Consider the following 13,080-nt stretch of genomic DNA (forward strand, 5'->3'; position numbering starts at 1 on the left):
GCCGCGGAAATTGTACTGCTGTCCCAGGTTGATGGGCCGCGTTAATTGCCCCCAGCGGGCAGGCGCACCACGCCGCCGTTCAGCTCCAGCTCCGTGTCTTCGGTAGCAATGAAAGTGCTGTTGGTGATATAGTTATCCGTAAAATTGCCGAGCAGCAGCGCGAAGAAAGTAGTCGATTTGCCGGGCTGAGCAGCCGAGTAGCGGATATTGGCTGAGTGCTGGGTTTGCTGCTCTAGGGCCGGGTTGCCGGTGGTAAGCTGTAAGGGATTGGCGTTGTTAACTACTTCCTGCAGCTGCCCGATGGAGGGCGGCGGCGTACTAGAGCGATAAAAGAAGCGCAGATTTTTCTCTCGCGAGAAGTTGTAGCGCAACATGGCGTTGGGCAGGAAATTATAAAACGAGCGGTTGAGGCTGGTCGTCAGCGGGAACTCCTGGTCGCTGCGCAAGTCGGCCTTCTGACCCGATGCACCCACCATTACCTGCAAATCTTTGGTTTGGTGGCGGAAGCTGACGCCTAGGCCCTGCGTGAGGTATGTGTTGGTGAACACGTTGCTCAGCGCCGGGTTTAGCTCGGCGTACTCGCCCGTGTCATCCACGAAGTCGAAGGTGCGCTTGTCGGAGTCGTTAGGAGTATAAGCCAGCGTATAGTTGAATTGCAACTGGTCCTGCTTGCTCAGCGGCTCGGTGTACTCCAGGCGCGTGCCCAGGTTCCAGCCACTCTGATCCAGGGTTGAAAACTGATTGAGCGAATCGGTTTCGGACCGTGTTAGCAGGTTGTTGTCGCCCTGCTTCTGGTTATAATTGAGCGTAGCATTTGCCGACATCGTGCGCCCAGGCTTATGGAAGCGGTGACGATAGAGCAGGTCGTTGTTGGAGTTGAGGCCCGTAAGCGCGGAGCGATAGTCGCTGAGCACGTTGCTGCTGCTTATGTCATCGGCGGCCGTGAAGCCATCGAGGTTGCTGTTGCCGCGGTTTTGCTGCAACGACAGGCGCGGCCGGAAAAGAATGGAATTGGCCGAGTCGATCTTGTGCTCCAGGCGCAGATTGAAGCGGTGATTGATGTTACGACTCGTCGTTAGGGAGTTTTCTGAATACGTCTGGTTGGCGCCCACATCGGACAAGGCAAACTGACGGAACAGGTTGGTGTTGGCCCGGTTCTCCGACAGATTGAAAAAGTAACTGCCCGTGACCTGCGTTTTCTTGTTCCACACGTCGGAGTAGTTCAGGCCAATGGCATGCGTGGTGGAGATACCGCCGCTGGGGCTCACCAGAAAGTCGCCGGCGTTGTTGCCTCCACCTCCGGGCCCGCCGCCCGGACGACCACCGCCGCCAGGGCGTCCGCCACCGCCCCGGTTGCCGCCGCCGCCGGAGCTGCTGGCTACGCCCAGCAGGTCATCGGTGGCAAAGTTTTGCTCGTTGATATTGTTCGATTGGGCCACCACTGATAAGCGCCGGTCGCCCTCGAAGGAGTTGTAGTTGCCGCTCACGCGGTAGCGCTCCGGTCCGGCGCCGGCCACAAAGCGCCCAAACTGCCCGGTCTTGAACTCCGGCTTGGTTACGATGTTGATGGTTTTCTCGGTGTTGCCGTCGTTGAAACCCGAAAACTGCGACTGCTCGCTCTGCCGGTCCAGCACCTGAATCTTATCAATCATCTCAGCCGGAATGTTCTTCAGCACCGCGTCGGGGTCGTCGCCGAAAAAGGGCTTGCCGTCTACCAGAATGCGCTGCACATTCTCGCCCTGGGCCTGTACGCGGCCATCCTGCACGGTTACGCCGGGCATCTTGGTTACGAGGTCCTGGGCGTTGGCGTCGGGGTTGGTTTTGAACGCACGGGCGTTGAACTCGGCCGTGTCGCCTTTCTGCACAGCGGCAGCGGCGCGGCCCGTTACCTCTACTTCCCCAGCTTTATCTGACTGGAGCCCAGCAAAATTCCCCCCAATACCACCGGCGAGCCAGCTACTGTGACGGGCCGGCGCTGGGTTTGGTAGCTGACAAAGGAGATGGTGAGCAGATACCGCCCCGGCGCTACCTCCGTAAAGGAAAAATTGCCCCCCGGATCGGTGGCCACGCCTTGCTTGGCGGAGTCGGGGAGGTGGATAAGCAGCACGTTGGCGCCCGGCAGCCCCGACTGGTCGGCGGCATCCAGCACGCGGCCACTTACGGTTTGGTTTTGGGCGAAAACGTTGGTCGCGGTGAAGGTCAGCCAGAAGCCGAGCAGCAGGCGTAGCGCCTTTCTCATAATCGATAGATCAGGGGTAATGCGGGCGTAGACGCCCGGCAAGGAGGAAGGTTTAATCAGAAAGTAAAATGGCTATCATTTTTCCCGCCAAGCTGGGCACGTAAATCACGTTTAAAGTCACAAAAAAACCCCCGAAGCGACTCTGGGGGCTTTTTTGTGAAATTCTAAAAGAGATAAAAAAATCTGGTGAAAGCCATTCAGCTAATGAGACCAGTTATTGAGATCAGATTTTGCGAAGCAGCAGCAGCCCGTCGCGGAGGGGCAAAAACACGTTTTCAACCCGTGGATCGGCCTGTATCTTATCGTTGAAGGCCCGAACGGCATGGGTGTCTTTATCGGCGGGCTTTACGGAATAGGAGGGCAGCACTTTGTCGCCCCACAGCACGTTGTCGATCAGCAAAAAGCCCCCGCGCGCACCTGACCAATGACCAGCTCGAAGTAGGCGTCGTTGTTGATTTTGTCGGCATCGATAAACACCAGATCCCAGGTTTCGGTGAGCGTGGGCAGCACGGCGCGGGCATCACCAATGTGCAGATGAACGCGCTCGGTGAGGTCGGCGGCGGCCACGTAGCGCCGGATGCGGGTTTCCAGCTCCGGATTTTGCTCAATGGTGTGCAACTCGCCGTCGGGCGTGAGGCCTTCGGCCAGACAAAGCGCCGAATAGCCCGTGAACGTACCAATTTCAAGGATGCGCCGGGGCCGTACCATGTGGCTGATCATGCTCAGCAGCCGACCTTGATGGTGGCCCGACAGCATGCGCGGCGCCAGCACCTGCACGTGGGTTTCGCGGTTGAGGCGGCGCAGCACCTCCGACTCGGGCGTGGTATGGGCTTCGGCGTACTGGTGGCGTGCGTCGTCGGGGGTCACAGTTGGGGCTGCTTTTGGGCGAGTTCGTGGGCAATTTTGCGTTTCAGGGCGCGAGCGGCGCGGGCCTGCTTGGAAGGCTGAAAATAGCGTCGCATCAAAGTTGAGGTAATAAGCAGGGCTAAGCTAATGGCGCTGATGCCCGTCACGATTAAGTAAGTGAGCAAGCTGCGCGAATACGTGTCGTGGATCAGCATAAAGGTGAGCCAGAATATTGCCGTCAGCGCACCGGTGAACGTCCAGAACAAGCGCTGAATTTTGCTGGTAGCTTTTACCAGCCGTGGCTGCACCGGGAGTTTCCAGACAAACCAGGCCATAGCCAGCAAGCCGATTACGGAGAACACATATTGCAGCCATCGATAAAGCGTAAGTGGCCCTACTTGCTGATTCAGAAAGTCAATACCTACCGAAACGGGGCTATTGTTGTGCGTAAAGGCATCCCAGAAAATGTGCGACAGACTACCCGCTAAGATGCCCAGAATGAGCCGTCCGCTCCAAAGATTACGCAAGGGCCAAGGCTCCTCGGATAGCTGACCCAGCCGCGCCCGCAACAGCAACGGCAGGCTGCGGACCAACGGACGTTTCACCACCCCATGAAACAAGCCGGCAATCAGTAGCCCCATCGGCAAATCGAACCAGAATAGGCCCACCCACGTGTGGCCATAATAACCGAAAGGCTTAAGGCGCAGAAAGTACTCGAAATCGGGGGCCATACTGCCCAATACCAACCCCGTTATCGACAGCCACCGACGGGTTCGGAAAAGCAGGGGCAATACTATAGCCGGATGCGAAAGGGTAAAGGGCATTATGAAAAGTTAGTACCTGAAGGAAAGCACAACCATGTAGCGTACTTAAATATGGGCTGATGAGTTAGGAAGAACGGGGGTTGATGACAGCTTCTCCAGCTTAAATCGCCAGATGCTGAAACCTGATTTCCCCGTTTCCTGCCAGTGCGCCGTGATGCGGTACAACCCATCGTAACGGTAGAAAAAAAGCCCCCCAGCACTCTGCATACGGCGTACCACTCGCACAGGCTGACCGGTAGTCTGGCTGCGCGCCAGCTCTAGGTTGGCGCCCGTCAGGGTTTGATCGGCCACTTGCCGGCCCGATGAGCTGCTGCGCCCGCCCTGGCCCGTGTAGAGGATAACGTCACCCAGGTCTACGTCGTCCTCGTACCCTTCGGCTAATACAATCGACTCGGCGCCTAAGCCGCTCCGTGCTCCGATGCCGGCACGGGTAGGCCGGTGTACACCGGAAGCACTCAGCTCCAGCCGGTTCAGAAACTCGTATCCTTCCTGAAAACCGGCAATTGCTCCAAACGTGGCAGGCTGCTTGGCCATCGTGGCGCTTTACTCCGGCACGTACTGCAACACGCTCAGATTGTCTTCGCGCAGCACGTCGTTGGCCAACTCGCTCAGCTCCGAAGCCGTGATAGCGCGGATACGGTCAAAAATCTCGGTGAGCGGCTCCACGCGGCCAATGTCGAGGGTGCTTTTGCCCAGAAGCTGCATCAAGCCGCTGTTGCTTTCTTCTGACATGGCCAGCTGGCCCATAAGCTGCTCTTTGGCCGTGTGCAGCTGCAAGGAACCAAGCGGCTTTTCACGCAGGGTTTTCAGCTCTTTCTGCACCAGCGCTATGGTACGCTTCACTTGCTTTTTCTCCGTACCGAAATAAATGCCAAACATACCCGTGTCGGTGTAGGGCGAATAGGTAGCGTCGATGGTGTACACGAGGCCGTATTTTTCGCGCACTCCCAGATTCAAGCGCGAGTTCATGCCCGGACCGCCCAAAATGTTGGTGAGCATGAAAAACGGAATGCGGCGTGGGTCTTCAATGGCGTACGCCGGGCCCCCGATCAGGCAGTGGGCCTGGGTTATGGGCCTACGCTCCAGTTGCTCCACCCGCTGATACGAGGAAAACGGCGTGCGCGGCCGTGGGCCCAGGCGAGCAGGCAGCGGCGCCAGGTATTTCTCGGCCAGGCGCTTCACTTCCGTAAACGGCAGATTACTTACGGAGCTAAACACCAGCCGATCAGTGCGGATATTATCGATCAGAAACTGGCGGAAGTCCTGCTGCTGAAAGCCCGAAACGCTCTGGCGGGTGCCTAGAATATTGTGGCCTAGGGCATGATTGCCAAAGATAACGGCATCGAAGTCGTCGATGATGGCGTCCTCGGGGGCGTCGTGGTACATGGCCATTTCCTCCAGTATCACGCCGCGCTCCTTTTCAATCTCGCGCTCCGGGAATATGGAGTGAAAGGTGAGGTCGGTGAGCAGCTCGAAGGCGCGCTCGAAGTGCGTGCTGAGCAGCGAGGCGTAAAAGCAGATTTTTTCCTTGGTAGTATACGCGTTCAATTCGCCCCCCACGGTTTCGAGGCGGTTGAGAATATGGAAAGAGCGGCGCTTTTCGGTGCCTTTGAACGCCATGTGCTCCCAGAAGTGAGCCAGCCCTAGCTGGTGCAAATCCTCATCACGCGAGCCAATATCGAGCAGGAAGCCGCAGTGCGCGATTTTGGTGTGCAGTACTTGTTTGTGCAGCACGCGGATGCCGTTCGGCAATTCGTGCAAATCGTAATCGGCCATTTAATACGGGCTTGGAGTCTTGTCTTGGAAACAGCAGAGGGCAAAATGGCTGAACGCGGCCACAAATTTGCCCCCCAACTAGTAATAACCAGCTACGGGCTCGACTGGTTTCCTTCTATTTTCTGGAATGATTGGAAGGGGCACAAAGGTACAAAAAAGCCCCCCGCAACGAAGTTCATTCGCCTTAGTGCTGAGCGGCCGCCCACGCCTCGGCCTCCGTCAGTGCCTCAATGAGCTGCTGCGTTTGGATGCCACGGGCGCAGTAAAAATGACCCAGGGGGCATTTTTTGTAGCCATGCAGGCCGCAGGGCTGGCAATCTAGCTCTTCCTCAATCTGGACCACCCGCGAAAACGGGCTCAGGGGCCCAAAGCCAAAAAACGGGACGGTAGAGCAAAAGACGGCGCACGTAGGCGCGCCCATCGCGGAGCACAGGTGCAGAGGCGCAGAGTCGTTCACGTAATTAAGTACCGCCCCGCGCATCAGCGCCGCCGACGCCAGCAGGGGAAGCTGACCCGCCAGGTTCACGACGCTGTCTCGTCCGCTTTCCTGGCGCAGGCGCTCACACACGGCGCTGTCGGAGGTTGCGCCCAGCAGATACACACTATAATGAGGCGGTAAGGCCCGGAGCAGCTTCAGCCATTGCTCCTCCGGAAACTGCTTGGTGAACCACACTGACGTAGGCGCAATGCACACGTACGGCCCCCGGCTTATATACGGAGCCACGGTGGCCTCATCGGCGGGCGTGGGGAAAAGGCGGGGCGGCGTAAGCGGGGCTTCGGACTCGGGGTAAAGCAAGTGAAGGTTGCGCGTTACCTCATGAATTCCCTGACCCATGAGGTGGGGCGTAACCTGCGTAAAGGCAAACGAAAGCGGATTTTTATCGAAGCCGATGCGCTTGGGTGCGCCCGAGAATGCGGTAAGAAAGCCCGTGGAGGCAAAGCGCTGCAACGTGATAACCCGCTCGTAGTCGCCGGCCCGGATGGTGCGCAGCAAGCGCCACAGGTCGCGGTACTTATGGTTTTTCTTGTCCCAGATGAGCACGTCGCGCACGTGCGGGTGCTGTTCTATGAGGCCCTCGTTGCCCTTACGGACCAAAAAATCGACGGGCGTATTCGGCTCAGTCTGGCGCAGTCTTTCCAGTAAGGCTGTGGCCAGAATAACATCGCCAATGAAAGCGGTTTGGATGAGCAGAATGGCGCGGCGCGGGTGCGACTTGGGCGGCATTAGAAGCGAAAAGCGGATAGAGCGGGGGCGAAAATACCCAAGCTGCCATAGGATACAAGCTTATGGCAAGCTCAAAGAGATCATAAGGTTGATTTTAGGAGCATAACACTAAATAGCCTACATAAAGTGCAGCCACCAGGCTATGGCAGAAAGTAGCGCGAAGCTTCTGCTTCGCGGGTCGTTTGGATCATGACGGGCCGGAGTATCCAAACAACTATTGTTCGACGGTGCACGAAACGGAAGCCTCGCGCTACCTGCATTCCCCTAACTTGCAACCGCGCCCCGGCGCCTCTTCCCATTCCCTTAAACCTAGCCCGTCCTATGCGTTACGGACCTCTTGATCCCCAGCTTTTTATTGAAAATCGCCGCAATTTCGTTCAACAGCTGCTGCCGGCGTCAATGGCCATTTTTCACGCCAACGACACCATGCCCACCAATGCAGACGGCACAATGGCTTTTCGGCAAAATAATGACCTGTTCTACCTTTCCGGCGTCGATCAGGAGGAGAGCATCCTGCTGCTGTTTCCTGATGCCAAGCTGCCGCAATACCGCGAAATACTGTTTTTGAAGGAAACCAGCGAGCATATCCTCATCTGGGAAGGCTACAAGCTGACCAAAGATGAGGCCCGCGCCAACTCCGGTGTCCGCACCATTCTGTGGCTCGACAGCTTCCAGCAGGTGCTGCACGCTCTGATGAATGAGGCGGAGAATGTGTACCTGAATACCAATGAGCACATCCGGGCGGTGGTAGAAGTGGAAACCCGCGATGCTCGCTTTATTAAGGAGATAAAAACCAAATATCCGCTGCATCAATACCGCCGCGCCGCGCCACTGCTGCACCATCTGCGGGCCATCAAGAGCCAGGAGGAAATACGGCTGATGCGCGAGGCGGCCAATATCACGGAGAAGGCGTTTCGTCGATTGCTGGGCTTTGTGAAGCCGGGCGTGTGGGAATACGAGATTGAGGCCGAAATTCTGCACGAGTTTGTGCGCAACCGCTCGCGCGGCCCGGCTTACGGCAGCATCATCGCTTCGGGCGCCAGCGCCTGCATTCTGCACTACGTCAGCAACGACCGCCAGTGTCAGGACGGCGACGTGCTGCTGCTCGACTTCGGGGCCGAATACGGCAACTACGCCGCCGACCTGTCGCGCAGCATTCCTGTGAATGGCACCTTCACCAAGCGCCAGCGTGATGTGTACGAGGCCGTGCTGTCCGTCATGAAGTTTGCTACCTCAAACCTGGTAGCCGGCAATAACATTGAAGACTACCACGCGGCCGTGGGCAAGCACATGGAGCAGGAGCTGATTAAGCTGGATCTGCTCAATGAGGCCGATGTTCGAAACCAAGATCCGGCCGCGCCGCTCTACAAGAAATACTTTATGCACGGCACCTCGCACTACCTCGGGCTCGATGTGCATGACGTGGGGGGCAAATACCGCACGTTTGAGCCGGGCATGGTGTACACCTGCGAGCCGGGTATCTACATTCGGGAGGAAGGACTGGGTATTCGGCTGGAGAATGATATTCTGATTACCCGCAGCCAGCCCGAAGATTTAATGGCTTCTATTCCGCTGGAAGTTGCCGACATCGAGCACCTCATGGGCAAGTAAGAAGATGAGCAGGCGAAGTAAGGCTCAACAGTAAGCCTGAAAAAGGGGCGTTTCGTGAAGGAACGCCCCTTTTTTGTGAGCGCTCCAACGGGTAAAACCAGTTTTTTTGAAAATTAAAAAAGATAAATATTCCTTTGCTATCGCATAGGCAAGCCTGAAAATCAGGCGGAAACGCTGTTTTGGTAGAAATAAGTTCAGAAAAATGCCCCCCATTTGAGGTCGCAACAACAACCTTATTCGTAATGGAAAGTATAGGCAGTCAGTTAAGGCTCTCATTCAACCCGGAATAAGCTGCTAAAACCAAAGAAAATGTTTTCACCTAACCTGTATGCTATGAGACACCTTCTAGCAAAATCTGCGGTCTTGGGATTAGCGCTGGTAGCAGCGGCCCCCGAGGGTCACGCTCAAAGCGCGGACCGCAAGACCGGCATTAGCCTTTACGGCAGCACCCTGCAATACCACGGCGACCTGGGCTCGGAGTGGTTCAAGTCCGACAAGATCGAAGGCGGCGGAGGCATCACGCTCTCGCGTTACCTGACGCCGGGCCTGGACATCGGCCTGTCGGCCAACTACGGGGACATGAAGTTCTCGACCAAGACGCTCAAGCCCATTGAGGATTTGGCCCCCGCTATCCGCCGCTTCGACGCCAACGTGACCACGATTGGGGTGCCCATCAAGTTCAAGCTCAACAACGGCTGGGCCCTGAAAGAGGACGCCATCTTTGCTCCTTACCTGAGCTTAGCGCCGGGTTTGATGATTGCCTCCTCGGATAAGTTCATCAACACGGGCACCGGGGGCGAAACCTTCCAAGGCAACAAAGACCACTACGCGGCGTATTTGCACGGCGCGGCCGGTATCGCCCTAAACTTCTCCCCCTCCTTCGGCATCTTCGTGCAGACGGGCCAGATCTACGGCCTGACCAACACGATTGACAACGTGGATAAAGGCGATCTGAATGACCGCTACCTCCAGCACTCAGCCGGTATCACTTACAACTTTGGCAAGCCCAAGGATGAGGATATGGACGGTGTGCCAGACCGCAAAGACAAGTGCCCCGCCACTCCAGCCGGCGTAGCCGTGGACGAAGCTGGTTGCCCATTAGATGGTGACGGCGACGGTGTACCGGATTACCAGGACAAGTGCCCCACCGAGAAAGGCTTGGCTAACCTAGAAGGTTGCCCAGACCGTGATAACGACGGTGTACGTGACTCAGAAGATGAGTGCCCAGACCAAGCTGGTACGGCTGCACTCCGTGGTTGCCCTGACGCTGATGGCGACGGTGTAGCTGATAAGAATGACACTTGCCCAGACACCCCTGCCGGTACTCAAGTTGATGCTACAGGCTGCCCTGTAAACCTCGACCAAGACGGTGACGGTATCCCAGACAACGTTGATAAGTGCCCTGGCACGCCAACCGGCGCTACGGTAGACTCTACTGGCTGCCGCGTAATTGACCCTGCTTTGATGCAGAAAGTACGTCCAGTACAGTTCGAAACCAACAGCACGGTGATTCGTCGCCAGTCGTATGGCACGCTTGACAACATGATCAAGATTCTGGAGCAATACCCCGAGTATAGCCTCCGCATTGCTGGTCACGCTGACAGCCGCGGTACGAATGAGTACAATCAAGGTCTGTCGGAGCGTCGTGCAGCCTCGGCCAAGCGCTACTTCACTGGCAAGACAGTTGATCCGAACCGTATCACTACGGTAGGCTTCGGCGAAGATCAGCCCGCTGCACCGAACACTTCGGCTGCCGGCATGGCTAAGAACCGCCGTGTAGAGTTCACCTTCGAGTTCTACATCCCAAGCCAGCCTCAGCCTTAATCGCTGACCTGCTTTAGCCCAAAAAGCGGCGGACCCACAGGTCCGCCGCTTTTTTTGTCGTGGCTGCTGGCATGTAGTATGCATATCTGTAAAAAAGCCCCCAGGATGTTCTGGGGGGCTTTTTGTTTTTTTTAAATACTGATCAACAACACAATGAGTTTGTGGCAGCCAGCCTCGGTAACTAGTAACTAGCGGGTTATAGCTTTCGTGTCTCTGAGGCGTAGCTTAGGCTTTCATCGCAATAAGCTGATTTGCAAACCGGGTTGCTTCAGGACTTAAAGAATCTATTAAAGCTGACTACCATAGCTTTTACACTCTTAGATATAGCAGCTTTGCGAACGGGATAGAGACGCGTAGTGGCTGTGCCCCGTTCACACAATATTATAGCCAAAAAAGCCCCCCAGAATTCTCTGGGGGCTTTTTTGGCAATGAATAAATACGGTTTCTACTGGGTTAGTTCACCAACGGCGCCGGGCAGAAACTTTATCAGCTCATCAACCTGAGAACGGGTGAAATTGCCGGATACGGCTATCAAAGCAAAGGATTCGGGCACGGCTTCTACGTTGCCGGTAGCCACGAGCTCCGGTACCCGGTCGCCTTGCTGGCGGATGGCGTAGCGCGTAATAGTCGTGCTGGCCGAATCGGCGGATACGGGAATGGACGTGTATCGCTCGCTGGCCAGCAGGCCGTCTACTTCCTTATTGAGGCCATCCGCCACCAGGCGCTGGGCCCGATCGGTGGTAGGGGTGAAGGTGAGCATTTTAATCTCGCGTACCGAGGTCAGCGCCTGCGCTAGCTCATTATTGCCCCCCAGCTTGCCCAGGCGTGCCAGCAGCAGCCGGGTGGTAAAGCCAGCCGATAAGGTGGTTGCCTTGAAGCCGGAGCGGTTCTCGTATTTGCGAAAAAACTCAGCAACCGTACGGGCTGGGGTTTCGGGGCCGCTTGTGCGGCAGCTTACCGTGAGAACAAGGCCCATTACGGCGACGAGCGAAAGCAGACGTAGTTTGGTATACATAGGGAGGGAGCAAAGGTGGTTTGGCTCCCATACGTAGCTTGGCGGCAGCCCGTTCGAACGGAGGCTCTAATCGAAGGAAACAGTGTTCAGAAAAAAAACGTCGCGGCCCGCGCCCCGGTGAGCGCGCACGTATTGATAGCCGAATGCCAAGAACCGGCTGCCGTACCACGCTTGCATGCCCTCGTAGTTGGTGCTGCTCAGCTTCTCCTTAACCTCCGGGTTAGCAGGCTGCAAAGGCACCACCAGATCATTGGGTGTTGGTAAGCTGCGGTCAATGATTTTGTAGTGGATATTTTCCTCTTCCAGATAGGTCATCACGAGGCGCTGGCCATCGGGCATGGGCCGCAGCCGCACTGTTTCTTCCAACTCATACGATTCCACATCTTTCAGGACGAAAGTGTTGTCCCAGAGTAGGTTGCCACGCCGATCGAAGCCGCACACAATGGCGTGGGTGGTGTGGTATCCGTCGAACTGCCGGTACCGGGTGCCTACCATGCCGGGGCCGTAACTGTCGCTGCGGTAGCGCGGATAATACACCTCCGCCACCAGCACGTAGCCGTTTTGGAAAGGCATTAAGTCGTGCACGAGCAGGCGGTAGCGCAGCGGCAGCTCCCGGTTGGCCGCGCGCCGCTCCTGACTGCGCTGCCGAATACGGGCGGCCCTAGCTGGCTTCAGGTAATCGAAAAAGTGCTTCAGACGCGTAAAATCATAGAAACGCAGGGAGTGCCGGACGCCCGTGGGGGTGGTACCCGCCGTCAGATCAGCCGAAAAAATGCCCTGAGAATAGCGCGGGTCGCGGAGGGTGTAGGTGCCGGCCAACATACGGTCGGAGCTGTCGCCGAGGCTGACTTGCGCCGTTATCAGGCTGCGCTCACTCTCGGTCTGAACAAACTCCGAATTAATCAATTCGCCATCGGCGGAAAGCTGCTTTAGCTGCAAGCGCGATTTCACCCCGTTCGACTGCCGCATAATTACCTCGGCGCGCTTAGTTGCGGAGTCGGTGAGAAAGGTGAGTTCCGTGGAAAGCGGCTCGTACACCGACGGCAGCAATTGGTGCTTGCCGGTTTTCATATCCAGCTTCACTACCGTCATGTGCTGATCCAGGAGCACCGTCACGAACAGATTGCCTGCCAGTACTTTCTGGTCCAGCACATCGCGCGTCACCTCCGTATCGAACTTAACCAAAGCCACGTCGCCGGTGCGACCATCGAGGCCCGCTACCAGCAAGCGCTCCGGGGCGTAGCGCGACTGAAACAGCGCGTACACCGCCGTGGCCTCGGCACTCATCAGCTTGAACTCGTACTCGATCGGAATCTCCACATTCCGCGTGCCCAGATCCTTGAGCTGGTGGTCATATTTGTGGAAGGTGTAGCTAGTGCGTGAGCCAATAAAAACGTCCTTCTCCACCAGCATCACCACGCTGCTGTCCTCGGGGATGGCCAGCACGTGCACATCCGTATCATATTGAGTGAAAGGCAACTCCAGGCGGGCGGGCTGGGCGGGAACGATGGACGTCTCGGGCTCCTGGGCGGCTACTGGCTGCCATGCTACCACCAGCGCCATCATTCCGAGCCACCCGACTATTATATTTTTCATAGCTGACATGCGCCCTATTCGCTGTGACGCTTAGTAAGATACGACGAAGACGGCGTAAAGTCATGTGGTGCAGCTTGTTGTTGGGGGGCTTTTTATGCCTGATTCAGCCGCCAGCAAACAGGCC

General features: G+C 56.8%; 10 protein-coding genes and 1 pseudogene. 2 read left to right on the top strand and 9 right to left on the bottom strand.

The genetic code is table 11. The annotated features are described in order from the left end of the window. Positions 1 to 41: 41 nt before the first annotated feature. The 7 genes and pseudogenes from H9L05_RS11380 to H9L05_RS11410 all read right to left on the bottom strand — a co-directional run bounded on the left by H9L05_RS11380 (position 42) and on the right by H9L05_RS11410 (position 6,910). On the bottom strand, positions 42 to 1,865 hold the full coding sequence (locus H9L05_RS11380) for an outer membrane beta-barrel protein (protein WP_187731107.1): 1,824 nt from the start codon (positions 1,863 to 1,865) through the stop codon (positions 42 to 44). Positions 1,866 to 1,891: 26 nt separating this feature from the next. Then, positions 1,892 to 2,239, bottom strand: a complete 348-nt coding sequence (locus H9L05_RS11385; RefSeq protein WP_187731108.1) for a carboxypeptidase-like regulatory domain-containing protein — start codon at positions 2,237 to 2,239, stop codon at positions 1,892 to 1,894. A gap of 223 nt (positions 2,240 to 2,462) precedes the next feature. Further along, positions 2,463 to 3,106, bottom strand: a pseudogene (locus H9L05_RS11390) (O-methyltransferase). Next, positions 3,103 to 3,909, bottom strand: coding sequence for a DUF4184 family protein (locus tag H9L05_RS11395; protein WP_187731109.1), 807 nt, complete (start codon positions 3,907 to 3,909; stop codon positions 3,103 to 3,105). The pseudogene H9L05_RS11390 and the gene H9L05_RS11395 overlap by 4 nt, the downstream one beginning before the upstream one ends. Positions 3,910 to 3,954: 45 nt before the next feature. After that, positions 3,955 to 4,443 carry a YDG/SRA domain-containing protein gene (locus tag H9L05_RS11400; protein WP_187731110.1) on the bottom strand — a complete coding sequence of 163 codons (489 nt, stop codon included), beginning with the start codon at positions 4,441 to 4,443 and terminating at the stop codon, positions 3,955 to 3,957. Between the two features lie 9 nt (positions 4,444 to 4,452). Then, a complete protein-coding gene (locus tag H9L05_RS11405) occupies positions 4,453 to 5,685 on the bottom strand; it encodes a M16 family metallopeptidase (RefSeq protein ID WP_187731111.1) in 1,233 nt (410 codons plus the stop codon). A gap of 184 nt (positions 5,686 to 5,869) precedes the next feature. Beyond that, a complete protein-coding gene (locus H9L05_RS11410) occupies positions 5,870 to 6,910 on the bottom strand; it encodes a glycosyltransferase family 9 protein (protein WP_187731112.1) in 1,041 nt (346 codons plus the stop codon). Positions 6,911 to 7,231: 321 nt separating this feature from the next. Between H9L05_RS11410 and H9L05_RS11415 the strand changes: the two genes are divergently transcribed. After that, positions 7,232 to 8,521 (top strand): aminopeptidase P N-terminal domain-containing protein, encoded by a 1,290-nt coding sequence (locus H9L05_RS11415; protein ID WP_187731113.1) that lies wholly within the window; start codon positions 7,232 to 7,234, stop codon positions 8,519 to 8,521. Between the two features lie 333 nt (positions 8,522 to 8,854). After that, positions 8,855 to 10,345, top strand: a complete 1,491-nt coding sequence (locus H9L05_RS11420; protein WP_187731114.1) for an OmpA family protein — start codon at positions 8,855 to 8,857, stop codon at positions 10,343 to 10,345. 445 nt (positions 10,346 to 10,790) lie between these two features. Here the strand turns inward: H9L05_RS11420 and H9L05_RS11425 are convergent, their stop codons facing one another. Together H9L05_RS11425 and H9L05_RS11430 are read right to left on the bottom strand one after the other, a co-directional pair. Then, complete coding sequence (locus H9L05_RS11425; protein ID WP_187731115.1) at positions 10,791 to 11,360, bottom strand: DUF4252 domain-containing protein; 570 nt, start codon at positions 11,358 to 11,360, stop codon at positions 10,791 to 10,793. Positions 11,361 to 11,426: 66 nt separating this feature from the next. Then, positions 11,427 to 12,956, bottom strand: coding sequence for a hypothetical protein (locus H9L05_RS11430; RefSeq protein WP_187731116.1), 1,530 nt, complete (start codon positions 12,954 to 12,956; stop codon positions 11,427 to 11,429). Between the last annotated feature and the right edge of the window lie 124 nt (positions 12,957 to 13,080).

It is taken from the genome of Hymenobacter qilianensis (assembly GCF_014489555.1).
GTDB lineage: Bacteria > Bacteroidota > Bacteroidia > Cytophagales > Hymenobacteraceae > Hymenobacter > Hymenobacter qilianensis.